Origin of the sequence: Chryseobacterium sp. G0201, from assembly GCF_003815655.1 — a bacterium.
Taxonomy (GTDB): domain Bacteria; phylum Bacteroidota; class Bacteroidia; order Flavobacteriales; family Weeksellaceae; genus Chryseobacterium.
Genome location: NZ_CP033917.1, coordinates 2,803,915 through 2,826,755, shown reverse-complemented (window position 1 = coordinate 2,826,755; position 22,841 = coordinate 2,803,915). Strand labels below are relative to the sequence as shown.

Annotated in this window: 26 protein-coding genes; 3 read left to right on the top strand and 23 right to left on the bottom strand. The window is 35.5% G+C overall.

The features are described from left to right. Positions 1 to 10 precede the first annotated feature (10 nt). From EG348_RS12770 to EG348_RS21860, 23 genes are all read right to left on the bottom strand, one after another. Positions 11 to 721, bottom strand: coding sequence for a hypothetical protein (locus EG348_RS12770; RefSeq protein WP_027381105.1), 711 nt, complete (start codon positions 719 to 721; stop codon positions 11 to 13). Continuing rightward, complete coding sequence (locus EG348_RS12765; RefSeq protein WP_027381106.1) at positions 711 to 1,586, bottom strand: M23 family metallopeptidase; 876 nt, start codon at positions 1,584 to 1,586, stop codon at positions 711 to 713. The genes EG348_RS12770 and EG348_RS12765 overlap by 11 nt, the downstream gene beginning before the upstream one ends. A gap of 1 nt (position 1,587) precedes the next feature. Then, entirely contained in the window at positions 1,588 to 3,579 is a 1,992-nt protein-coding gene (locus EG348_RS12760) for a type IV secretion system DNA-binding domain-containing protein (protein WP_027381107.1), read from the bottom strand. Then, positions 3,579 to 3,977, bottom strand: a complete 399-nt coding sequence (locus EG348_RS12755) for a hypothetical protein (RefSeq protein ID WP_027381108.1) — start codon at positions 3,975 to 3,977, stop codon at positions 3,579 to 3,581. The genes EG348_RS12760 and EG348_RS12755 overlap by 1 nt, the downstream gene beginning before the upstream one ends. A gap of 10 nt (positions 3,978 to 3,987) precedes the next feature. After that, a complete protein-coding gene (locus EG348_RS12750; protein WP_027381109.1) occupies positions 3,988 to 4,857 on the bottom strand; it encodes a DUF4138 domain-containing protein in 870 nt (289 codons plus the stop codon). A 4-nt stretch (positions 4,858 to 4,861) separates the two neighbouring features. Continuing rightward, positions 4,862 to 6,070, bottom strand: a complete 1,209-nt coding sequence (gene traM, locus EG348_RS12745) for a conjugative transposon protein TraM (RefSeq protein ID WP_027381110.1) — start codon at positions 6,068 to 6,070, stop codon at positions 4,862 to 4,864. Next, a complete protein-coding gene (locus tag EG348_RS12740) occupies positions 6,066 to 6,419 on the bottom strand; it encodes a hypothetical protein (RefSeq protein WP_027381111.1) in 354 nt (117 codons plus the stop codon). The genes traM and EG348_RS12740 overlap by 5 nt, the downstream gene beginning before the upstream one ends. Before the next feature lies 1 nt (position 6,420). Then, positions 6,421 to 7,035, bottom strand: a complete 615-nt coding sequence (gene traK / locus EG348_RS12735) for a conjugative transposon protein TraK (RefSeq protein WP_027381112.1) — start codon at positions 7,033 to 7,035, stop codon at positions 6,421 to 6,423. Positions 7,036 to 7,058: 23 nt separating this feature from the next. Continuing rightward, a complete protein-coding gene (locus EG348_RS12730; RefSeq protein ID WP_027381113.1) occupies positions 7,059 to 8,306 on the bottom strand; it encodes a membrane protein in 1,248 nt (415 codons plus the stop codon). A 2-nt stretch (positions 8,307 to 8,308) separates the two neighbouring features. Then, positions 8,309 to 9,139: a hypothetical protein gene (locus EG348_RS12725; RefSeq protein WP_123983441.1), complete on the bottom strand. Its 831-nt coding sequence runs from the start codon at positions 9,137 to 9,139 to the stop codon at positions 8,309 to 8,311. A gap of 6 nt (positions 9,140 to 9,145) precedes the next feature. Beyond that, the gene (locus EG348_RS12720; protein ID WP_027381115.1) at positions 9,146 to 9,811 is read right to left on the bottom strand and encodes a hypothetical protein; all 666 of its coding nucleotides are present in this window, start codon (positions 9,809 to 9,811) and stop codon (positions 9,146 to 9,148) included. A 1-nt stretch (position 9,812) separates the two neighbouring features. Continuing rightward, positions 9,813 to 10,475, bottom strand: a complete 663-nt coding sequence (locus EG348_RS12715; RefSeq protein ID WP_228414730.1) for a hypothetical protein — start codon at positions 10,473 to 10,475, stop codon at positions 9,813 to 9,815. 71 nt (positions 10,476 to 10,546) lie between these two features. After that, positions 10,547 to 11,272 (bottom strand): hypothetical protein, encoded by a 726-nt coding sequence (locus EG348_RS12710; protein ID WP_228372496.1) that lies wholly within the window; start codon positions 11,270 to 11,272, stop codon positions 10,547 to 10,549. Then, positions 11,259 to 14,333, bottom strand: coding sequence for a TraG family conjugative transposon ATPase (locus EG348_RS12705; RefSeq protein WP_027381118.1), 3,075 nt, complete (start codon positions 14,331 to 14,333; stop codon positions 11,259 to 11,261). The genes EG348_RS12710 and EG348_RS12705 overlap by 14 nt, the downstream gene beginning before the upstream one ends. Further along, a complete protein-coding gene (locus EG348_RS12700; protein ID WP_027381119.1) occupies positions 14,305 to 14,619 on the bottom strand; it encodes a DUF4133 domain-containing protein in 315 nt (104 codons plus the stop codon). Before EG348_RS12700 ends, EG348_RS12705 begins: the two co-directional genes overlap by 29 nt. A 1-nt stretch (position 14,620) precedes the next feature. Next, the gene (locus EG348_RS12695; RefSeq protein ID WP_371462110.1) at positions 14,621 to 14,941 is read right to left on the bottom strand and encodes a DUF4134 domain-containing protein; all 321 of its coding nucleotides are present in this window, start codon (positions 14,939 to 14,941) and stop codon (positions 14,621 to 14,623) included. A gap of 135 nt (positions 14,942 to 15,076) precedes the next feature. Then, entirely contained in the window at positions 15,077 to 15,670 is a 594-nt protein-coding gene (locus EG348_RS12690) for a hypothetical protein (RefSeq protein WP_027381121.1), read from the bottom strand. A gap of 45 nt (positions 15,671 to 15,715) precedes the next feature. After that, a complete protein-coding gene (locus tag EG348_RS12685; RefSeq protein WP_027381122.1) occupies positions 15,716 to 16,366 on the bottom strand; it encodes a ParA family protein in 651 nt (216 codons plus the stop codon). A 76-nt stretch (positions 16,367 to 16,442) separates the two neighbouring features. Further along, positions 16,443 to 17,933, bottom strand: a complete 1,491-nt coding sequence (locus EG348_RS12680; RefSeq protein ID WP_027381123.1) for a relaxase/mobilization nuclease domain-containing protein — start codon at positions 17,931 to 17,933, stop codon at positions 16,443 to 16,445. Further along, on the bottom strand, positions 17,930 to 18,286 hold the full coding sequence (locus EG348_RS12675) for a hypothetical protein (RefSeq protein WP_027381124.1): 357 nt from the start codon (positions 18,284 to 18,286) through the stop codon (positions 17,930 to 17,932). The genes EG348_RS12680 and EG348_RS12675 overlap by 4 nt, the downstream gene beginning before the upstream one ends. A gap of 40 nt (positions 18,287 to 18,326) precedes the next feature. Further along, positions 18,327 to 18,650: a bacteriophage spanin2 family protein gene (locus EG348_RS12670; RefSeq protein ID WP_123983440.1), complete on the bottom strand. Its 324-nt coding sequence runs from the start codon at positions 18,648 to 18,650 to the stop codon at positions 18,327 to 18,329. A gap of 55 nt (positions 18,651 to 18,705) precedes the next feature. Beyond that, a complete protein-coding gene (locus EG348_RS12665; RefSeq protein ID WP_027381126.1) occupies positions 18,706 to 19,797 on the bottom strand; it encodes a hypothetical protein in 1,092 nt (363 codons plus the stop codon). Between the two features lie 82 nt (positions 19,798 to 19,879). Next, complete coding sequence (locus EG348_RS21860; RefSeq protein ID WP_228414729.1) at positions 19,880 to 20,674, bottom strand: hypothetical protein; 795 nt, start codon at positions 20,672 to 20,674, stop codon at positions 19,880 to 19,882. Between the two features lie 196 nt (positions 20,675 to 20,870). Between EG348_RS21860 and EG348_RS12655 the strand changes: the two genes are divergently transcribed. Genes EG348_RS12655 through EG348_RS12645 form a run of 3 tightly spaced genes read left to right on the top strand, consistent with a single transcriptional unit; the run spans position 20,871 to position 22,841 of the window. Beyond that, complete coding sequence (locus EG348_RS12655; RefSeq protein ID WP_002981116.1) at positions 20,871 to 21,197, top strand: ArsR/SmtB family transcription factor; 327 nt, start codon at positions 20,871 to 20,873, stop codon at positions 21,195 to 21,197. A 56-nt stretch (positions 21,198 to 21,253) separates the two neighbouring features. Then, the gene (locus tag EG348_RS12650; RefSeq protein ID WP_027381128.1) at positions 21,254 to 21,727 is read left to right on the top strand and encodes a DUF6428 family protein; all 474 of its coding nucleotides are present in this window, start codon (positions 21,254 to 21,256) and stop codon (positions 21,725 to 21,727) included. A gap of 52 nt (positions 21,728 to 21,779) precedes the next feature. Next, the gene (locus EG348_RS12645) at positions 21,780 to 22,841 is read left to right on the top strand and encodes an ArsO family NAD(P)H-dependent flavin-containing monooxygenase (RefSeq protein ID WP_027381129.1); all 1,062 of its coding nucleotides are present in this window, start codon (positions 21,780 to 21,782) and stop codon (positions 22,839 to 22,841) included.

Here is a 22,841-nt window from a genome sequence, read left to right as displayed (position 1 = left end):
AGTTCTTAATTTATCTTCTGAATCCTCTCGATTTTTGAATTTCCTCGTCCTGCTCCTGGCTTTCCTCTTCTCTCATTCGATTGGCATCCTGATAAACATCGGGGTCATTCACATTCAGTTGTACGTTTGATTTTTCCTGTTTTTGAGAGTGATTTTGCTTTTCAGAGATTCCAGCAACCGTATTGAATTCCTTGGACACAATATTCAAATCATTCGTAATTTCTTTTGCCATTTCTGGGAACTGAACAATTTTATCTTGCAGAAAAGATTTAAGTTTTAGAAGTTCTGCTTTGTAACGGTTAAGTTCTTCTGTGTTTTTTTTATCTGCAATAATTGCGGTCAATTCTATTGCATTTTTAATAAAATCAAACTCAACTATTTTGTTGGTTTCTTTATCGAAAATGAAAGCTTTTTTCTCAATGGAAAATCCAGCTTCTTTTTGATTTGATATGTCTTGAATTTCGCTGTATTCAATTTTGTTTTTACTGTTTACAAGAATTTCAGAAATACTTTTGTCTCTTTCTAGAAAGATAACTTTCAATTGAGTATTATTATCCGTAAGCTGAAAAGTTGCCCTGTTTTTGTCGTTGTCCGCCACAATGGTGTATCCCTTCAGAAATTTCTGAATATCATCTGCATTTAGTTTTTTAGAGAATGACAGATCTTCATTGATAATTCCGTATTTTTTTAGTTCGTCTGTTGGTAAAGTATTAGTGTTCATAATGGTTTGCTATTAAATTGTTTACTTTAATAAGGTCATTTAAAAAATGAGAAGGGTTGATGCTTTGTCCGAATTCTTTTACCGAAAAATGCAGATGTGGACCTGTGGAGTTTCCGGTATTCCCGCTTTTTCCAATGATAAAGCCGGCTTTTACTCTTTCTCCTATTTGATAATATATTTCTGAGAGATGCAGGTAAGATGTTTCAAAACGGTTAAAATGTTTTACCTTGATGTAATTCCCTCCACCTTTAGAATCCCATCCGGCTGAAGTAACGATTCCATCCATTACAGAATAGACATTTTCATAGCTGGCTTTTAAATCAATCCCATTGTGCATTTTTTTTGTTCCGAAAATAGGATGAGTTCTTGTCCCATAAGAAGATGTAATGGTGATCTTGTTTTTAAGAGGCATTACAATTTTTGGAAAATATGCTGCCGGTTCTTCAACCAAATCATACGTGCTGAAAAAGCTTTGTTTTTTTGATGTTTGCTTTGTTTCTTCTAATTTATTCTGTGTTAGCAACATCAAAGAATCTTTCAGTTTTTGAAACTCATTTCTTTGTACTTCTTTTACACTGCTATACTCTTTCATCAACATTTTCAAAGAATCGATTTGACTCGTTAGCCATTTCGTCGAACCTTTGGTTTCATTTTTTAAATCTGATTTAGTGGTGATATTTAAAACTTGCTTCCAAGATTTCTTAGCCTTCTTTCGTTGTACCGTTTCTTCGATATTAGATTTTTCTGATACATTCGGATTTTCAGATTTCTTTTGTATTGTTGCTGTAATCGTATTGAATTGCGCAAATGATAAGTAACTGCAGGACAATGCCATCAAAGTAAATATGTATTTTAGTTTTTTCATTTTATGCAGCTTTTATATTTTCATTTACAATGAGTTCCACTTCTTTATTGATTTTTCTAAAATTGGTCATCAACACTTCTTCTTTTCGGTTAACTCCTTTTTTATCCACAAAGGAGTAATATGAGGGCATTTTCACATAGTTTTTTTCTTCTTCTTGAATGGTTTTCTTATCCAAATTAATTTTACCGCTGACTGCAGAGGTTTTGTACTCCTCAGCATCATTTTCTACTCCCTGTGCGATCATTCCTACCATTTCTCCGGTTTTCAAGGCTGCTATTTTACCTGCCGGAATCATATTATCCATCTTTTCATTGATACTGGTGGTTGTTCCTTGCTGAGAAATGGATTGTGAGTATGATTTTTGCTTAATTTTTCCGAAAAGTTTTTCCAACCAATCCAATGTATTTTTGTCTCTGGCAGATCCGGAAAGAATATTTCCGACAATGGCAGAAATTGTATCAGCAACTTCTTTTTTGTAGAACTGTCTGAGCTGCGGAATTTCCTGAAGTCCAAGCATTACAGCGACTTTATTGCTTCTTGCAGTTGCTACGATGTTATCAATTTTATGAATGTAAATCGTCGGAAATTCGTCTGCGATAATTCCTCCCGGCAAATTGTGTTTGGAATTGATCAATCTTAAAGTCCTGTTTAATACCGAAGAATACAATGCAGAATTAATATCCTGTGTTCCCGGGTCTGATGCCAGAATAATAATAGAAGGATTATCTCTGTCGGTTATCTTCAATTCCACTTCATCTCCTGAAAACACCCAAAAACTTTCTTTAGTTGCCAATCTTGAAAGGAAAATTTTGAGTGTTCCGATTTGTCCTTCCAATTGGTCAAATGCTTTGTTGTCATAGGCCGTCTTGAAAGGTGACAGCAAAGAGAAAATTTCTTCATTGGTAAAAAGCGTGTCGAAAATTTCTTTATAGCTTCTATTCATAAAGGAAAGAATATGAGGCAAATCAGAATATTTTCCATTTTCGAATGTTGCAAAAAAATAAATGCAGGACGAAAGGAAATTTATCGCAGATTGGGTAAAGAAAGCTTCAGAACCACCTCCAGAACTGGAACCTCCTTTTTGCAAAGATGAAACCATTGATTCTGCCATTTCCTGGGCTTCTGCTAAAGTTTGGATGTACTTCTTATGAAATGGATTGACTCGTTTTGATTTTTCAACCTCGTTCAGATTAATGACGTGGAAATTGTAACCGTAGTCTGCTTCCTTACTTTTTTTCAACAAATAATGGTAGTATGCAATCTGTGCTAGATCAGGAAATTTAAAATCGTAGATGCAGAGACAGAAACCTTTGGCGATCATTTGTCTTATGGCAGGATTGATGACACCAAACGACTTTCCAGAACCTGGTGTTCCGATGACCATCGTTCCTCTAAAAGGATCAATATTAATATACCCTTCATAAGTCTTATTGTTATATCTGAAGATATAAGGAATGTTAATCGAAGTATCAGTGTTCACCAATTCTCTATTTTGATCGAAGGATTCTTCTTCAACATTCCATCGGTCTTTTCCCATTTTCTGCTGCACCAGTTTTGAAATACTGTCTGCACCCATTTGAAGTATAACTGCTCCTAAAAAAGAAAGAACTGCATAGATTACCTGATAGAGATTGAATCCGGGAAACACTCTTGGAAGTTTTTCATTTCCTGCTTCATTCTGCCAAACCAGTGAAGAAAAAATCATCAGCAATCCCAAAATCATAGGAGCAATAATCTCTTTACTAATATTAAGGTCTTTCTTTTTCTTGGCTTTTGTTCCGACAGCCACTAATCCAATCAGAATCAATGTTGCAAATTTGGCATTGATAGGTGGGTAAATAAAACTCAGCTTTGAAAAATTCTTCAACAAGTTTGATACTACCGGAACATTGCCATTAAGGTAGAAAAGCGAAGCACAATCGAGTGCTACGACTGCGTACACCGTTTTTTGTAAAAAGCCATAGATCTTTATTTGGTGTTGTTGCTCTTGCATTAAGAATAATTTTCGAAATATTGATTCAGTAATTTGTGTTCATCTAGTAAACTATCGTGTAGCTTCTGTTGCCGTTCCTGCAAATTTTTATGATGTTCCTGTATTTTAACAAGTTTGGCATTCAACAGATTCAATCGATTAATTAATTCATTTCCTCTTTTTTCGACGTTCTTAATAATGTATGAGCAGCTTGCATCTTCAATATTTTTCAACACATTATCTTTAAACTCACTGAAATGTTTTTCCAATTTTTGGTATTCCAATTTATAGATTTCAAGTTCCCTTTCTAGTTTTCTATTTTTTCGTTTTTCAAAAATTATATCTAAAACCACTAATACAATCACTGTAAATAATAGAACGATATAAAGATTTTTCACATTGTCAATTAAGTATTCCATAATAAAAAAATTAAAAGGTATCGGCTTTAAGAATTTCAGAATAGTTAACTTTCATTTCGATGGTGCGTCCAGAGAGTTGTTCTTCAATTAATCTTATCATCATTACTTTAGAGTTCGGGTAGGTGAATTTTTTGAAAACATAAATGTTTCTGAAATTCTTTCTGAAATGTTTTTGAGGATTGAGTTGTAAAATTGGGGTAAGACCTACACTTTGGTTATTAGTTGCTTTATGGATTTTTTTATCTTCTAAGGAGAATTTCAAATCCTCAATGTCATAGCTCAGATTAGAATTGTTTTTGATGGTCATATCTAAAAAAATATAGTCGCTTATTACATAGACATTATTGAGCTGAAAGCTTAGTTTGAGATTTTTTTCTTCCCTTATCGGATTTTTCTCAGATTTTTTCTGAATAATGTCCATTGCGAATTTTCTTAATTCAAGATCTGAAAAAACCATTTTTTCAAACTCAATGGGTTGCATCGCTTCGGGTTGAATATGGATATTGGTAATTGTGTTTAGGTTGTCCTGATTTCTGTAAACAACTTTGTACTGAGCGATGAAAGATTGAGCAACGACGGTTATCACTCCGATTTTATCTCCATTAAAAAGAACCGATGGTATTTTGATTTTTCCCTTCTCGTCAGAATCAGGATGGTCTGTGATTTTTATCCTGGCAATATTTGTGGCTGGTAAATCTCCAGTCAGTTTTTCTGTTGAAAGATCCACATACTGAATGGGCTCAGGCGAAATAATATGCAGATTGATCCCTTCGGTAATTTCAATTTCCGGTAAGTCGGAAATAATCTGTTCCTTGGTTGCTGTTTGAGCTGTGAAAAATTGAGCTGCGAAAATTAAAAGGGTGTATAATAAAGTTCTCATTGATTTATTTTTTTTGTTGGTTTTGTGATTCTTTCAGTTGTTTTTCGTCGATTAAAAAGACATAAGAATTGTACTTCAATTTTGCCTTGTTCTCTTTGATCAGGTTGGCAATTGATTTGGATGTTGATGTAAACAGGCTGGATCCAATGCTTGAGAAGAATCCTTTTCCGCCCATATCCATCTGAGTTCCTTGTACGGAGTTACTTCCCATTTCCCTCATCATATCTCTGAAAACACTTTGTGGAACGTATAATCCCTTCATTCCATCAATATCATAAATGGACAGGTTGACTGGGTAGATTTCTCCTTTCGTAAAAACCGACACAATATTCAGATTTACTCTTTGCATGGAAAATCCTGAGATTTGACCATATAAAATGGAACCTTTGCTTATTTTTTTGTTTCCGACAAAGATGTCTTCCAGCAACCGGAATCTGATCCTGCTTCCCAGAAAACCTTTGTTATTTTCGTCAATGACCGCTTTGATAAAGCTGTTTTCTTTCTCCTTATAGAAAGCATTGAAACCACTGTTGATTCCGGATTTGCTCACCTTGAAAGTTGAATTAAGAAAATCTTCCATTTTCTCTTTGTTGGACTTCAGTTTTTGTTCTGCTGCGAGTTTACTTTGGTACTCAGGATCACGGGATTTTTCTAAAGAATCCATCACGAGCATTTGTTCTTTCAGATATTTTACAGGGTCTGGTTGGACACTTTGTGTCTTTTCTTTAGGTGTATCAGCGTATTTTTCTTCCTGGTTTCCGTAAGATTTGTCATTCAGCATTTTGATGATTTCCGAAGACCTGTTGTAATCTTTATCTTCCCTTTGCTGTTGATTTGGCTTGTAATATGAGGATTGCTTTCCTTTTGCCTCATATTGATTTTGTCTGCCATTGACTGCTTTTAATGAATCTATTTTTCTCTTTTGAGCTAAAGACAATTGGTCATCATAGTTCAATAAACTATCTTCTTCCTTATCCAATCCACCAAGCATTGTTCTGTTATCCTCTTTTTTGAAAAACGCATCATAAGCATCATTTTTTGTCATAATAGAATCCTGAGTGTCGCCCAATGAAAGAGATAATTCTTTTGGCTTGTCTTTTTCAGACGTGTCCTCTTTGACAAACTGCGCTCCTACGTAAGCAAAAAGAAAAAGAAACGGTAGAGCCAATAGTGGCAAAACATATTTTTTTTCTTTAAAATTGATTTTTTTAATGTCCATTTTTTAATTTTTGGTATTGGTTAAACAGATAGTCAATTCGTAAGCTGTCTTCTTTTTTCAGTTCGTTTTGGTCTCTTTTCACTTTTAAAGTTTTAAGTTCAGTCACAATTTTCTCCATTTCTTTCTCATTGTTTACGCTCAGATTTTGAGTAGTTTTATTTTTAGAGTATAAAACCGGAGGTTTGATTTTGAACGTACTGTCGGAAGGGAAAAAGACACCTTGAATGATAGACCCAATAAATGAAACCGACAGTAGAATCATTGAATAGGTGAAGAATTTCTTTGGATTTTGAACTGCCCATTGCAGCCACTTCTGACCCTTTTGTTTTAATGTCGTATTCATTTTAGTAAGAGTTTTTGTTTTGATTGGATAGTTCTTCGTTATTGATGATTCGCCAGTTTTTAAGAATCACACCGTGAGGATTATTGGGACTTCTAATGATGTCTTCAAAGAATCCTTCGGTGATGAGCTTCCTGGTGATGACAGAAGATTTTCGTGTGATCATCTGTTTCCCAAAAAAAGAAAATTTCTTCTTTTCCATATTGAGTGCAATTGAATCGGTATGGATACTTACCATTGAACTAGAGGCGATGATCTGATTGTAAAATCCTTTTTCCTTTAAGTTGGTATATTCTTTTTTTCCGCTGTCATCAATGAGATATAATGACTTTTGAATATTATCTTTGATATAGGTGTCATCAGGAGCGAGTGTGAAAAACAATCGGTGGAATAATTCAATTTGAGCTTTATATTCAACAGGTCGGTTAAGCAAAACATCAGTCTGCTTGGCAAGTACCGGAACGCCATTGTCTAAAATGTAAATTGATTTTCTGGAATCCTCGATCATTCTGTATGCAAAAAAAAATCCCGCAATAACAATGAAAACAGCAAAAGCAATGGCAGATAATGAAACGACCTTGTTGATCTTAATTCTTTGTTCTATATTTTTGATAAGCATTTTGTTTTGGTATTTTTTAAAGGTTATTTTCCGTTTTTCATCGCTCCCTGAGCTCTTCCCGATGCAGAACCTGCTGCTGCATTTTTTGCTGTAGCTGCTGCTACTGAAGCGCCTCCTGTTTTGGCTGCCAATATTGCTGTTTTTGCACTGCTTGCCATTTTTCCTGCAGCATTTTTCATTTTGGTCATCGTCCCCGCTCCTCCGGCTGAAACAATACTGTCTGCAATGGTTGGGGTCATTAAAACCCCGATTCCTGTAACAACATAAGCAACACAGGTGAACAGCTGATTATAGATCATTCCTGAATTTGAAACATAAACCATCAAAGCATCAAGGTTGGTGATTGTTCCGTTGGATAAAAGTGTATCATACCTTTCAATCTCCATTGTATAGCCTGAAGCAATTAATTGCTGACCAATATTGATTATGGTGTAGGCAACAAAAGTGTAAAGGTTAATATTGATGAACTTGGACACCCAGCTATATAAAGAGCTTTCAAATCCAGGGACAAGAGCCATCCCCACGGCTATCGGCCCTAAAATAATCAGGATGTAAGCCCATATTTTTTGAATGAAGAAAATGAGATAAACACAAACCCGAAGAATGGAAAGGCAAAAAAATTCAATAAGTTCTGCAACTAATTTCTGCATTTGGAATTCCATTCTTATCTGCCATTCTTTGATGGGCTGAATGAGTTTATCTAATCCCTCGCTGATGTCAAACCAGGAATCATCTGCATCTTCGGTAGTGTTCTCAATGACTTCCTGCTTCGCATCTTCTTCCGCTTTCAGTTTTATAACAGCATCGAGCAATTGCTGTTGCTTTTTAAATCTCTCGACCCGCAAATCATTGACTTCAGACTCTATCTCACTGAAAATTGAGATTCCTGGTTCTGCAATGGCTTCAAATGGCGCTTGAATCATATTGACAAATCCGCTCCAATAAACAAGTGTAAATCCGATAAGAATTGGTTTCAGCATTGGGGTGATTTCCCATTCTCTATCTCCTGCTGCCATTTGCCAACCCATATATCCGAGGTACATAAGAGCGCCTAATCCGCCTATCGCTTTTCCTACCAAAGCAGATCCTGCTGCGCTATCTTGTACACTATTATCTAATTTGGTAAAAACCTCCATAAACCATTTTTCAAAGGCGCCATCTCCTTTTAAAAATTGGAGTAGATTACTGTAATCGCCGTCTGTTTGGGCGAAACCCATGACAGGCAGTAGAATTGCGAATACGCAAAAAGTTACGGTTATCGTTTTATTCATTTTTAATATCGGTGTTTATATTGGCTCATCACATTGTGAACGATCTGCTGGTCTGAAGCAGGTATCCATCCCGGTGGTAAGGCATAATTTGAATGGTTTTTCAAAATATTTTTATAATCTGTAAGAAGTGTTGTCTTATTATTGTGCTTCCTTAATTCCGTTACAAATTTTCTCCATTTGATAAGGGTTTCGTGGTACATAATGAATCGTTTTCCCCTTGGCATATCCATACTTCTCGACATTGAATATTTTTCTTTGATGAGATCCAATTCTTCCTGAAGTCTTCTTATGGTGCCTGTTGAGCTGAGTGTTTCAAACGTTTGTTGGTCTTTCAGTCGCCATTCTTGAAAATTTTGAGGTGTATCGGGGAATTCGGTAATTGGTTTTAGCATTCGTTTGTAATACAATAACCATAGAGGGTCTGCATCGACAGTAGCGGAAGTCCAATGGGCAAAATCCTGAATACTTCTTTTATGAATAGTGTCTGAAGCTGCTTTTATATTTTTTGCCTCTTCCTCCTGAAATTTTAATTGAGCGAATCTTTGATTTTGCACTCCGGTAGGTTTTAATGGTCGAATGTCTTCGCCATCTTTATAATCCCTGTTAATTTTCGGAGCCCACATTCCCCAAACCGTGGCGTAGGCAAAATTGGTTTGAATGCCTAAAAAATATTTTGGGTAAGGTCTCCAATCTCCCCAATCTTGAAAGACCATTCTTTTATGCTGGGCAACAATGGAAGGGTCATTCAATCTCTTTACACTCAATTGTGCAAACACAGTGGCTGCAAAAAAGAGCAACTGAAATAGACTGATTTTTTTTAGTAGATTTTCCATAATTTTTTAATTAAAGAGGTACTGGTATTTAGTGATGATGTCGCCAACAATGGCTTTGTCTATATTGATGTAATTGCGGAGAACCGGAACCTGATACAGATAAGGGATTTTCTTGGCATTCTCTAATCGCAGATTGATGTACAGAATATTTCCGTTGATATTTCTGACACGGGTAAATATCTTTTCAATAAGCATTTCCCTATCCATAGCATCCATCAGAAAATCTTTATCTTCATTGAGAATATCCTGGGTAACTTCCTGCTGAAGTTTGATCGTTTGCTTGCCTATCTCAACATAATATTTTGATACCAAGACGGCGTATTCAGGATGTTGTGCCGATAAATCCAGCATTTTGTTGGAGTTCGTCACTATTTTACCCAAATATTGATAGAGGTAAATGAGTTTTTTACTCTGGGTCAGGGCTGAATTCACATTTTTCAGTTGTTGATAGATGTATTCCTGAATGGCTATGATCTGCGTTATCTTATTATTGACATCGTCATACAGTTCTTTTTGCTTTTCATACGAATCCAAAAAAGTCTGTTCACTTCCCAATCGAACGCCGTGATTTACGGTGATCTGTGATAAAAGTTTGTCATTGATAACTATCTGCTGGCTTTTTACGGATGCAACAGTGAAGAATAAAACTCCGGAAAAAAATAGTTTTTTCATTTTAGAAAGATTTGATGTTATCCATGATGCTTTCAACTACTTGCTTATCCCTATTGACATAATATTGAAAGGCTCTTTTGTTACGTTTTACTTTGGCTTTAATATCTCTTATCTTGAGCAGCATATGCGTAGAATTCCTGCTTATTGCCTTTAGTTCCCCTAAAGCATAGTCCAATAATACTTTACGTTCTGATTTTTCCATTTGGTTGATGGCTCCGTAAGACAAAATGATCCCTGTTACTAACCTTGTTACCATTTGCAGATCATCAACAAATTGAACCTGGGAAGGCAATACCGCAATAATTGAATAAGGAGCATCACTTATTTCATTGATAATAGCAGTCTGATTGTTTGTTATTTTGGTTATTTCCCTGCTCATTGCTATTCCTGTCGGTACAGCTTGAATGGCAAATGAAATAATCCGCAATCTGTCCTGAACTTTGGTAATCTTTTCCTTGAATTGGTTCCATTGGGTTCTATTAGCTGTTTCTACGGTAGCATTGGCAATTTGTTTTTGTCGCATTTCTTTTTGCCTGTCGTGTTCTTTCATCGTGGCATTGATTTCTATATCCATCATCGGAAATGATACATTTTCCTGTTGCCAAGCCGGTGTAGAGCCACCACCGGAGGATGTCAATACGAAATAAACTACAGGAATAAGCAAACTGACAACAATTTTCTTTTTGACTCCGCATAGTCGGCAAATCTCATTTTTCGATTTCATAATAGAAAAATTTAAAAATTCCGTTTGTACCTGTTCATTATGTTTTCAACAATAGCTTTGTCTGTATTGATGTAGCCTGCAAATGGATTAATGGAATTCCAGAATCCCAATCGATTGGCTTTTTCCAGTCGTAGTTTTATCGCCAAAAGCCATAGTTTCAGATTTTTGACATTACCTGAAATATTATGAAGAATTTTGTAGCGGTCTCCTGCTGTTGCAAGATTCAGCTCTCCGGAAGCGAGAATATCAGAAACATCTGTAACAATCTTTAGACTTTGCTCATACGTTTTTTGTGAAGCTTTCACCCCAAAAATGGCATACTCAGGATGTTCTGATGCTAGTTGTATCACTTGTGATGAATAATTGTAGCATTTATTAAGTTCAGAGTAGATTTCCTGTGCCTGAATTCCATTTTGTAAAGTGCCGGAAACCTCTTTTAAACCCTTCAGAATTTTATTCTGAATGTCATTAGCTGCCACCATCTGAGTCCCCACCCAGGTCTGTGCGTCCTTTAATTTTGAAGTTTCATCAATGACTTCGTTCTGTTTGGCTTTTAGATTTTCAGAATAAAGAATCATTGCCGCTGTTACCGTAGGGTCGATGTAAGTGTTTTGAGCGAATCCCATTGTCTCCCAGAAGGAGAAAATTAGTAGAAAAACCTTCAATATAATATGGTTCGCCAGAGATGAAACGTGACGAAATCCTCTTGGTAAATTTATAGGTCTAAACGTTTTCATAAGCGTAATTTTGTTTACTGATTAATTCTGAAAAACTGATATTGCGGTCTTCTAATTCCTGTGTGATAGTCTTGAAGACATTCTTCCCTTTGTGTTCCTTTTTCATCATTCTGTAGAAAGAATTGATTTTATCATCCAATGGATTTTGATATAAGTTCACCAGTGACACTAAGTTTTCCAGACTGTCTCCGAAGGTTTTGAGATCACCAACTATTTTGCGCAATGCTTCATCATAGTCGCCATATTGACATACATAATATTCAACTGCCGATTTTTCCGGTTTTTCTGTAGTGTAGGTGAGATATTGCTCCAATGAAACCTCATTTCCATAGACCTCTCCTTTTGAACCTCTTTTTAAGTAAAATTCTTTGAATCGGCTTCTTCCGAATTTGTTGTTGAGATTGTTGATGGTAAAAATCTTGTTTTGCTCTACTTTATTGAGCGATAGCAATGAAGCGATTTTATCAAAGTTGTCTTTGAACTTCGTCTGGTCAAGCAATATAAAAGTGTCCGAATTATTGATGATGGAATCTTTAACCACTGCATTTCCAATAATGTCATCCAGTTCCTGCGTTACCACCACCGCTTCTCCCCAAAATTTCCTCACCGTTTTATATAAATAAAGAATGTATCCACCCATCAATTTACTAGCAATGGCCTTCCACGCTTCTTCGATTATTAAGGCTTTTCTGCGGTCTTTTCTGAGTCTCATTTTCTGAATAAAAGTGTCCATAATAATGAGCGTTACTATCGGAAACAATTTCGGATTATCCTTAACATTATCAATTTCAAAAACAATAAAAGATTCGTCAAAAAGCGTATTATCGGCACTTTCATTTAAAGTGGTTCCGTACCTTCCGCCTTTGTAAAAATCTTTCAGTACAAATAAAAAGGTGCGGAGATTGAATTCCTTTTCTATGATATTGTGTTTCTTATTATTCAGGTAAATAGGAAGAAATTGATCGCAATAATCATAAAACCCATTGAACGAAAGTTCTTTTACAACCAGCTTTTCTTCCAGTTCTTTTATTTTTCTGATAATGGCTTTTCTAAAGGATTCATTCCATTCTTCAGCTGATCTGGGTTGCCTGATGATATCATTCGACCTGATTAAAATCAACTGCGTTTCATTGTATATTTTCCTTCTTTCTTCATCGTTCAGCGTGTCATACGCTTCATAAACCTTGTAGAAATTTTCGCTTTCATATTCCGGGTTATTAATGTTCTTGTCGGGATGATAAAATTTCAATAATTTTCTTCCCGCTTCCTTTATTTCATCGGAACTGGCATCGAAAGTAATTCCCAAAATGTCATAGTAAGTATACTGTCCTTTGGCTTCGTTTTCATATTCAGAAAAAAGATCATCTTCGTGAATGTTGTATTTACCCAGATAGAGAATGAGTTCTTCAGAAGTTTTATTTTCATACCACTCTGTTCCTGAGTTGAAGTATTGATGGTAATAAGACATCAAAACATTATCTAAAATGGATTTTTGAGCCGATGACATTGCAGCATCGGGACCTTGCCAGATCAGGAAGATCAGGTTGGTCAAAAATTCTATTTTTTCGATATTAAATTCTTTTTGATCCATCAGAAAAGGATTCATAGTAATCGGTTTTTCTTCTGTGTATTGGATGTATCTTCCTCCTTTGTATTTACAAGTTCCTGAATAAGAATCTCCAGTGTCAACAATAACTACGTCATAGTTATACGTGAGATATTGCTCTATAATATTGTTCATCAAAAATGACTTTCCGGAACCTGATGGTCCTAATACAAATTTATTTCTGTTATTAATTCTTCCTGTTTTCATCGGTAAATCCGAAGGATCAACTTTCAGCGGAACACCTTGTCTATCGGTAAATCGTAAATAGAAATTGGATTCTTCATTCACGGGGTAACTTTCTTTAAAAAAAAAACACAAGGCCGCTTCGCTTGTCGTCATAAATAGATCGTATTCCCTAAGTTCTGTTCCATTGCCAGGAATGGCTGATCGCCAGAGTTCGAGTTGGTTGTAGGCATTTTTAGAAACAATAATTCCTTTCGTGAATAATTTGTTTTCAATCATCGACTGAATATTTTCCATTTTCTCCAGTGTTTCTGCGGAAAATAAGATTGAAAAATGAGCATTGACAACGAGCTGTCCGTCAATCGCTATATTATGAAGCAGGGTCTGAATTTCATCTGCTATAATCGCGTTGGACGGAGAATTGTTAGCTGCTCCTTCGTGTTTTTTCTTCTTTTTATCAAGCTCCCTTTGTTGTTGTGCCTGAAGCGGAATGGTAATGATCTGATTGTAGACAATGGTCTCATAATCTTCCAGTTCATTAATAAAACTAAAATTATCAACCGCCGTTTCAGCTGCCGCACCGTTTCCTCCGAGAAAAGAGTAAGGCTCAATTTCTGAAGGCAGATCAATATTTTCTACATCCACGTAAGAAATATTCTTCACGAATCGGTTCCCAATCTGTAAAAATTCGTTGGTGCTTTTGATATTATCAAATGTTGGAGATTCGGAAAACTGCATCGACAAAACTCCGGAAATGTAGTATTCGAAATCTTTCTCAAATAGAAACTCAGGTTCACAATTGTTCTGCTTCAAAAGCATCAATACTTTTTGGCACTTATCCCTTAATTCTTTGTAGCTTTTATCCGAAAAATGATAATGCTTCATTTTCTTTTTCAGCTTATCATCGATGATATCTGTAAAGAAAAGAACCGTTTCAATGGTTTTGAAAAGCCTGCCGTCAAAATGTTCCGAATATTTTTGTTGTAGAAATTGGTTTGATTGTTCAGCGGTGTATCTTTTTTTAGAAAAAATATCGAGCTTCTGAACAATTCTTCCTTCTCCAATGATCGACACCACCTGATTTAACACCGTGTGGAAATTGAGATAGCTGTCAGGATCTGCCGAATATTGTTCGACAATATTTTTTACCTTAATCCCAATAATAGGGTTTCCGTATTGTCCGAAAAGAACATCAAAATCCCAATTGAAATCTTTTCCATAATCGTATCCAATAAATGGGATGCTAAAGGCTTGTTTTTTTGCTGTTGCCATTCTTAAGAAGTTTATTATTATGTAATCTTTTTGGAAAAATTAAAATCTGATCGAAGTTTTTGGTTTTATCATACAAACCATACTTATCCTGTCTTTTGAAAATGAAGTAAACACCTCCCGCAGTGACTGCAAGACCAAGCAGAGAGCCTAATAGACCGAACTTTGAGAGTACCAATGCTGAAATCACCCCGCCTCCGATAACGCCGACTGCATAAATGATGTACTTCCCTTTGAGCCCGAAGAATACAAGGGGTTTTTTCAACCCCTTGTAAAGATAGAATCCCATACTAGGCAAAGAATGCTGTTACAAATTCCGGAACTACAATCAAGAAGATCATCGCTCCTCCATAACCAAGGATCTCTTTGTTGACATCCTGGTCACCATTCGTCCATTTGTTATACACACGAAGACCTCCGATGAAACCGACCAATCCACCCACTGCTTTCAAGATCAGCTTTACGGGATCCCAATAATCTGTAATATCACTTGCTGCGTTGGAGATAGCGGTTGCTCCTCCTTGTGCAAATGCTGGGGTTATTGCCATAATTGCCAAGGCTAGGGTTAGAACTTTTTTTGTTGTCACGTTTTTTGTGAAAAAATTTTTCATCATAATTCAAAAAATTTATAAAGGGTTAATAATCAATTGAGTGTTAAATTTTGGGCATAGAAGTCCCGGACAACGGATGGAAATCCGCTGTTAATTCTAATAATCAGTGCGTTAGATTTTGTTTAAGTTGGCTAACTACATCGTGGATTGATAAACTTTGTATCCATCGTAGTTCGCCACCATTTGAACCAAGGTTTCAGAAAGATTAAGCATCGCCTTCCAATCTTTTATTCTGGAAGTTTCCTGGTCTGCACTAACCGTGATTGGGTTTTCGCTAATCACTTCGTTAGGTTTCTCGTTTTCAATTTCGTCTGGTATTTTTTCTTTCTGGTCAAAATACGCATCGCTTAATTCAGCTTTTTGAGGGTAAGGTTGGTTTTCAATTTCCGTGGAATCCTTTTTTGATGGATTGTCGAATTCATCCAAATCTTGTTCAGATTCAAATAGTTCCCTCAAATGCTCCAGATCTTGTCTTTCTTCATTTCCTTCAGTGATATCAGAATGGACTGGATTTTTATTAAAGGATTTGGGAGTGTTGAGATTTTCTACATCTTCAATCCCTATAGTTGCAGTAAGATCTTCGTACTGCTCGGAAATTTCGGACAACGAAAATTCCTCCGTCTCTTCTTTATAGATTTCTTTTTCTTTTTTTAGAAACAGATCGTATAAGATATTTCCGGCGTAATACGTCAGATAAACAGCTAAGATGCAAAGCGAGATTTTTATCATTTTTACTGAAGTTATAGAGATTAATACTTAGGTATATTTTTTATTTCAAAGGGTGATCTTCAATGTTTGATTAATATATTCTATCAATTCATCGAAAGATTTTCTTACCCCGTATTTTTGTTCGTAGGTCAGCTTTCTGGTATCAATCTTTTGCAGGACATTTTTTTTGAATACAGGATTTTCTAGCAGCAATCCGAATTTTTTCAGCTCAATGTCCATTCCTTCCTGATTCAGATACTTGTAGCCCTTATCATATTTGGAGCGGATAAATACTCTTTCTGCCTCACTTTCCAATAGTCCCAGCATATTGATAAAGACCAATGTGGACTTGACAGAAACATCTGAATACTCAAATGGAATCACGATAAAATCACTGTAAATGAGCAGATCGCTGTATTTTGCATCGAGTGTCCCTGCCAAGTCAAAAAGGTTGATCTCATCGCTATCTTTTAAATTAATGAGGGTCTCAAAGTCTGAAAATGGCTGTTGGTCTTCATCGCCAATAATTTCCACTTCATATAATTTCGGACTTTCCGATAATTCATCATCTTTCCATTTGTAGTAAAATGATTTCTGATAATCAAAATCAAAAACATTGATTTTCCTTTCCGAAATTGCCGAAATGTAATTGGCAAAAGCGATGGCTAATGTCGTTTTTCCGGTTCCTCCTTTTTGTGTGGCAAATGTGATGATCATTGGGTCTAGTTTTTTGTTTTTAGTTGAATGTTGTTGGACTGGAGAAGATTTTTCTATCAACCGACAACTACCAATTTTATCGTCTTTTTTTTCGTCTTTTTTTGAGTTCATTTTCGGCAGGGTCTTTTGCAGTTCCCGAACTTTTCATTAACTCAAACAGCATCTTGTTAACGGCTTTGTTTAATTCTGATTTCTCATTGTTTTCGGTCCGGTTTTCTGTCTGCACTTCATTTACACCTGTCGGATTCAGAAATTTTTGATATTCCTTTTCTCCGATTAATGGTTGAAGTTCACCCACGTAATGGAATCTGGTATGAACAGCATACAGCTTTCCGTCTTCAGCAGTCGTTATAGAAATATCTTTTTTTTCATCATTTGTGTTTTTTTGATTTCTAATAAAATCCTTTACTTCAAACTGGACTTTTCGATAGGTTTCCAGATCTTTCTTTCCTTTGTTCTCAAAAAGCATAAAATCCTTGATTTGCGTTTCCGGATTGTTTTTATTGAAAAATTGAAACAGGATATTTTTTGTTTCCTGACTGCGGGTATTATAATCCTTCAGTATTTCAAAAGTCTTCTTATCCAGCCTGTCATAAGTAAATTCAAACACTTCATTCATTTTCAGAATATCACTTCCTTTATATACTTTTCCTGTTTTGTGGTCGATTAAAGTGTAGCCAAAAGGATTTTTATCTTCTTTATGATGAAAAACCATATCGATCCCGAAAACATCTTTCAGCTTCTTTTGGAGTTCACTTTCAAAACTGATTTTTATTTTTAATTCATTTTCTCGTAACTTTTCCTTTGGGAGCATCGATTGCTGTTGCCTATCATCTTCCACTTTAAAAACCTTGGTGGAATACAATTCTTTGTATTTGCTTAGTATGGCTTTGATCTGCTTTGCCCTTTTATCATTTTTACTGTTATCAAAAACAATCTGATTTCCTGAAAGTGTTTGCTGTATTACGCCGTTTTTTAAAATGTTAAAAGAATTTTCATCATTTGTGTTTTTGCCTATCTTATATCCATTTCTATTGAGTAGAGTTTCTAACTGATTAAGCGAACTTATTTTGTAGTTCAGCAGTTTTTCCAGTTCTTCTTCCGGTTTCTGACCATACAATTTTTCCATTGTAACGCTTAATGCTTTTTGGGCTTTAAGCCTTTCATAACTGTCATTGATCTTTTTCCCTGTCTGTTTATCAACCCGGGTTGAAACAATGTGTACGTGATTATTATCTGTATCCTTATGAAAAACCACAATAAAAGGCTGTCCGCTATATTTCATTTCATCCATAAAATTCTCCGCTATCTTAGTAAGCTCTTCTTTCGAATGTCCTTGAAATTTCGTAGAGATCATCGCATGAAATTGAGGCTTTAATACTTTTTTGTTCCCAATCGAAATAGCTATCAAATAGTTTCTTACTTCTTCCTTGCTGCTTGATTCGTTAATGAAGGAAGGAAAATTTTTCATCAGCATTAATTCTCCGGTTCCTTTGTCAATTTTCTTATCATTATAATGAACTCCTGGAAAACTGGGACCTGCCGGATCCATGATCTTAACAATCATCTCGATAGCTTTGCATAGATTTTTGTAAAGATTTCGTTCTGTTGTTTTTTCAGAATTATGATCTCCAATAACTTATCTGAAAAATTTCTGAGTTCATTTTCGCTGATAAATTTTTGACCATTTGCTATTTTTGCTACCTGATTGATGTTGGTTTCAATTTTCCCGAAAATGTTATCCTGTTTTTCTATGAACGCCAATATTTTTCTCCTCTCATCATTTAAAATCCTGTTCTCAACAGAGTCGATGATTAAGCTTGTCAGAGAAATTTGCTTTTTGGAACAAAGATTTTTCCAGTCTTTCTTTTTTTGACTCTTTATCCTGATCAAAATCACCTCATCTTTTAATTCGTCCATACTCAGTTTCAAATCAAGTTTGATCTAATGAATGCTATTACTAAATAGGAATGAAGATGACCGCTGCAATTGCCATAATGCCCACAACAATGGAACTCACGACTTTTACTTTTTTCACTTCCCTGATGTGTTTTTTATCAATTGATATAAAATCTCCTTTATTGGAAATGCCGTAAATACTTTTGCTGTCAATTGATGTTATTTTTATTTTATGAATTTTTGTAGTGAAATCCTGAACTTCATATTTCTGATTTAATTCTAAAGAATCATCTTTTAAAGGCTTAACAGGATTGGAAATAATAGATTTACAGGATGTGAGACACATACAAATAACCAGGATAATGAGTTTGAAATAGATTGTCATTGTTCTGTTTTTTAGATTATGAAATGCTTGGTAGAAGTCTTTTATTACATTGATCTTAGGGTATTACCCAACTCGCTACTCCATTCACACTTTTCAGAATATACGTTCCGGTCGAGGGAGGGTTAGGAACTGTCTCTGTTGCAAAACCAAATGAGCCATCAGCTTTGGCAACTACTTTTTTTGTATAGGATGAATCTCCGTCTGCATTGGGCATTTGGGAAGGTGTAACGCTTAGCTTGCCATTGATATTTAACCATCTTTCAGAAAAATCCCCCGAGATCAAAGCAAATTTGTAATCCGTATAATTGTTCGTGATACTATCCCAAAAGCTGGTTGAACTTGTTGTAACGGGGGTTGAATGTATAGCTAGTTTATTACTTACGCTTCTGTTTCCTGTGGCCGGACTACCAGCGCCAATGCCAATGAAAATATTGTTAGACCCTGTTCGGTTTCCTGTTCCTGACAGATAGCCAATAGATATGTTATCATTTCCTGACGTAATGTAGGACATCGCTCCTGGACCAATTCCAATATTTCTGCTTCCGGAAATCACTCCGTTTGCAATCCCATTCAATGCCGAAACTCCTGCGCCATAATTGAGCTTGCCCGTTACTTCGCCTTGAGACATTGCATAAGCACTGGCTGAGTTTCCTTTTCCAGAGGTTATATTAGAGTCGGTTGCAAAAATAGAATTGTAGTCACCAGTGATGGGACTTCTGGAAATGCCCAGTATGTAATTTTCTTTCTCATCAAAATTAAGATGAAGACTGTTCTTGACAATAAGTTCAACCGTAGAAGTGTTGCCCTTGAGTGCAACTGTATTTAGTGGGTCTTCTTGTATAAATGACTTCCATAGATCACCGTCAAAATAATACAACCCGGACTTTGTGATATGAATGACCTGACCGGATAAATTAGTAGCTGGAGATGTTACAAACACGACAGCTCCTTTTTTTGCAGATGAATATGTTTTTGCTGCGAGTTGGTTTCCTGTAATCCGTGGAGGAATAATCCCGTCATAATGATTGGTGTCATTTGGTTTCCCTACAACTTCTAAAGTGGCCTCGGGCGTCTGGGTGTTGATGCCAATCTGTCCCTGTATTGATATTGCTATGAAAGGCAGAAAAAAATAAATTAATGTTTTCATTTTATTTTTTATTAAAATTCATTTGGTCTTAAGAATCGTATTAACTGTTTTAATTTGTATTAATTGCTATAATTTTAGCACCCTATTGTAGATAGGGTCTGATCCAATTTGAGTAGCCCTGAAGTTCTCCATAAGTATAATATGATGTTGATATTGCGCCTAAAGAAGCTTGAGGAATTTTTATGGTAAAATTTTCAAGCAAGGCAGGAATAAGCATTGTTGAATTCTCAGGATGTAAAAAAACAATCTGGTTAGGGATATACCCTATGTCACTAAAGATATCCGGAATATTTATAAGTGCATCTGAAGTAATTGGTTCTGAATCAGTCGACCTGAATATTTGAAATTTTACATTGACGATACCATTAACTTTTCTGAATGATACGGATCCTTTTAGTCCTCCATAATTTTTGGTTCCAATCGTATAGAATTTGGAAGCCATTAAATAGGCATTAGTATTTCCATTATAATTAACCGGAGCGGACCAGGTAGAAGTTGCACTAAGAGCTGCAGTACTGTTATGGTCAAATGTTAATAGAATTCTATATTCAGTGGGTTGCTTTTCCTTTGAAAATGTTTGCCACAAATTGCCATCAAAATAATATAATCCGGGTTCAGTTATTTGAATGACTTGTCCCGATAAATTGGTAGCCGGAGATGTTACAAAGACGACAGATCCTTTTTTTGAAGATGAATATGTTTTTGCCGCAAGTTGGTCTCCTGCAATCCTTGGAGGAATTATTCCATCATAATGATTGGCATCATTTGGTTTTCCTACAACTTCTAAAGTCGCTTCAGGCGTTTGGGTATTGATGCCGACCTGACCTTGGATTGATAGTACAATTAATGTTAGTAGAAGATGACTCAATTTTTTCATTAGTATTTTGATTAAAAATTCTGTGACAAAATTGGGCGTTAAAACCTTCTAAAACAATAGTATTCAATGGGTTTTGGCTAAATAAGAATAATCTGGATTAGTCTGGAAACTTACGAAGATTAAAAAAGAATAATCTGGATTAATTTGGATTCTTCAAAATATTTATCGTAATATTGCAATATTAAACTTTGCAATTATGGGAGCTACTAAAACAGAACATTTTACAGATAAACAAAATCAAATTGCAACTATTGCAAAAGCATTAGGACATCCTGCCAGAATAGCTATTATTGAGTATTTGATGAAAGTCAATGAGTGTATTTGTGGCGACATCGTGAATGAATTACCCTTAGCTCAACCTACCGTTTCTCAGCATTTGAAAGAACTGAAAAATGCCGGGATCATAAAAGGTAACATTTCCGGAAACGCTATCTGCTATTGTATAGACGAAAAGACCATCGAAATTCTCAACACTTATTTTTCCGCAATAGTACAAACTGTTACCAAATCAAAATGCTGTTAAGCGTTTTTTTACCTAAATATATCGCAATATTGCATTTAACCTATAAACATTTAATTATGAAATTATCAGAAGTAAAACAAATTTTACCAACATTAGAAAATGTTGAATTCCAGTTAGAAAATGGAGCTTATGTTCCGGAACATTTTCACGTTACAGAAGTAGGAATGATTAATAAAAACTTTATTGATTGTGGCGGTGTCATCCGTTCAGAGAAGGTTGTGAATTTTCAGCTTTGGAATGCAGACGATTTTGAACACCGTTTAAAGCCTAACAAATTACTCAACATTATCAAACTTTCTGAAGACAAATTGGGAATCGGGGATTTTGATATTGAAGTTGAATATCAAAGTGATACTATCGGAAAATATGACTTAGAATTCAATGGAAAAACATTTATTCTAAAAAATAAAACTACAGCTTGTTTAGCACAGGATGCTTGCGGAATCCCATCAGAAAAAGAAAAAAAGAATCTAATTGAACTTGGTGTAAACCAAAACAGTTCTTGTACGCCTGGCGGAGGTTGCTGCTAAACATAATTTACTCACTAATCTGCCATTATAAAATAATCAAAACCAAAGATTAATGGATGAAATATACGACGTCGTTGTTATTGGAGGAGGACAAAGTGCTTTAGCTTGTGGATATTATTTGAGAAGAGCTAAACTGAATTATGTAATATTGGATAAACAAATTATATCTGGAGGTGCCTGGCTTCATACTTGGGACAGTCTAACCCTTTTTTCACCAGCCGATTACAGTTCCTTGCCTGGCTGGGCGATGCCGAAATCTAAAAATAAATTTCCTCCTAAGCAAGAAGTAATAAATTACTTACAGCAATACGAAGCACACTATCAGCTGAATATAAGACGGGGATTTGAGGTTAATAATATCAAAAAAAATGGAGATTTTTTTATCGTTGATATACAACAGAACACTATAAAAGCTAAGTCAATTATTTCAGCAACCGGAACCTGGGGAAACCCTACTATTCCAAACATAGATGGCATCGAAAGTTTTAAGGGAATACAAATTCATTCCGGAAACTACAAAAATCCAGAGGACTTTATAGGAATGAAAACTTTAGTCATTGGTGAAGGGAATTCAGGTGCACAGATTGTAGCTGAAGTTTCAAGATTTACTGAAACAAAATGGTCTACAAAAAGAGAACCTCAATTTCTTCCAGACAATGTAGATGGTTATTACCTATTTAATGTTGCGTCAGCGAAATACAAAGCGGAAAAAGAAGGAAAACCCTTTGATGCATCGCAGTACAATTTAGGAAATATCGTTATGGTTCCTCCTGTTAAAGAAGCTCAGAAAAGAGGCGTTTTAGTTTCAAGCGGTTCATTTCATAAAATTTATGATCAAGGTGTGGTATGGGATGATGGAAATTCAGAAGAGTTTGATGCTTTTGTCTGGTGCACAGGCTTTGGTTATGACACCGCCTACTTAAGATCAATCGTCCGTATAGATGAAAGTGGTATCGCTAAAACCACAGATAGCAGATCTTTGGAAATGGAAGGTTTATGGTTTGTTGGCTATGGTAACTGGACAGGCTACGCATCTGCAACATTAATTGGTATAAACAGATCTGCAAAACAAACAATAATTGAAATAGAAGAATTCTTAAATAAAAATAAATAA

Excerpts from the sequence above, each read along its gene's own strand:
- EG348_RS12685 (WP_027381122.1), bottom strand. The coding sequence starts at position 16,366 with ATGATCATCACATTTGCCACACAAAAAGGAGGAACCGGAAAAACGACA.
- EG348_RS12750 (WP_027381109.1), bottom strand. The coding sequence starts at position 4,857 with ATGAGAACTTTATTATACACCCTTTTAATTTTCGCAGCTCAATTTTTC.
- EG348_RS12725 (WP_123983441.1), bottom strand. The coding sequence starts at position 9,139 with ATGGAAAATCTACTAAAAAAAATCAGTCTATTTCAGTTGCTCTTTTTT.
- EG348_RS12690 (WP_027381121.1), bottom strand. The coding sequence starts at position 15,670 with ATGATAAAAATCTCGCTTTGCATCTTAGCTGTTTATCTGACGTATTAC.
- EG348_RS12700 (WP_027381119.1), bottom strand. The coding sequence starts at position 14,619 with ATGGGATTCTATCTTTACAAGGGGTTGAAAAAACCCCTTGTATTCTTC.
- EG348_RS12650 (WP_027381128.1), top strand. The coding sequence starts at position 21,254 with ATGAAATTATCAGAAGTAAAACAAATTTTACCAACATTAGAAAATGTT.
- EG348_RS12655 (WP_002981116.1), top strand. The coding sequence starts at position 20,871 with ATGGGAGCTACTAAAACAGAACATTTTACAGATAAACAAAATCAAATT.
- EG348_RS12705 (WP_027381118.1), bottom strand. The coding sequence starts at position 14,333 with ATGGCAACAGCAAAAAAACAAGCCTTTAGCATCCCATTTATTGGATAC.
- EG348_RS12760 (WP_027381107.1), bottom strand. The coding sequence starts at position 3,579 with ATGCAAGAGCAACAACACCAAATAAAGATCTATGGCTTTTTACAAAAA.
- EG348_RS12765 (WP_027381106.1), bottom strand. The coding sequence starts at position 1,586 with ATGAAAAAACTAAAATACATATTTACTTTGATGGCATTGTCCTGCAGT.
- EG348_RS21860 (WP_228414729.1), bottom strand. The coding sequence starts at position 20,674 with ATGAAAAAATTGAGTCATCTTCTACTAACATTAATTGTACTATCAATC.
- EG348_RS12645 (WP_027381129.1), top strand. The coding sequence starts at position 21,780 with ATGGATGAAATATACGACGTCGTTGTTATTGGAGGAGGACAAAGTGCT.
- EG348_RS12680 (WP_027381123.1), bottom strand. The coding sequence starts at position 17,933 with ATGATTGTTAAGATCATGGATCCGGCAGGTCCCAGTTTTCCAGGAGTT.
- EG348_RS12720 (WP_027381115.1), bottom strand. The coding sequence starts at position 9,811 with ATGAAAAAACTATTTTTTTCCGGAGTTTTATTCTTCACTGTTGCATCC.
- EG348_RS12770 (WP_027381105.1), bottom strand. The coding sequence starts at position 721 with ATGAACACTAATACTTTACCAACAGACGAACTAAAAAAATACGGAATT.
- traK (WP_027381112.1), bottom strand. The coding sequence starts at position 7,035 with ATGCTTATCAAAAATATAGAACAAAGAATTAAGATCAACAAGGTCGTT.
- EG348_RS12665 (WP_027381126.1), bottom strand. The coding sequence starts at position 19,797 with ATGAAAACATTAATTTATTTTTTTCTGCCTTTCATAGCAATATCAATA.
- EG348_RS12730 (WP_027381113.1), bottom strand. The coding sequence starts at position 8,306 with ATGAATAAAACGATAACCGTAACTTTTTGCGTATTCGCAATTCTACTG.
- EG348_RS12695 (WP_371462110.1), bottom strand. The coding sequence starts at position 14,941 with ATGAAAAATTTTTTCACAAAAAACGTGACAACAAAAAAAGTTCTAACC.
- EG348_RS12755 (WP_027381108.1), bottom strand. The coding sequence starts at position 3,977 with ATGGAATACTTAATTGACAATGTGAAAAATCTTTATATCGTTCTATTA.
- EG348_RS12670 (WP_123983440.1), bottom strand. The coding sequence starts at position 18,650 with ATGACAATCTATTTCAAACTCATTATCCTGGTTATTTGTATGTGTCTC.
- EG348_RS12710 (WP_228372496.1), bottom strand. The coding sequence starts at position 11,272 with ATGAAAACGTTTAGACCTATAAATTTACCAAGAGGATTTCGTCACGTT.
- EG348_RS12675 (WP_027381124.1), bottom strand. The coding sequence starts at position 18,286 with ATGGACGAATTAAAAGATGAGGTGATTTTGATCAGGATAAAGAGTCAA.
- EG348_RS12740 (WP_027381111.1), bottom strand. The coding sequence starts at position 6,419 with ATGAATACGACATTAAAACAAAAGGGTCAGAAGTGGCTGCAATGGGCA.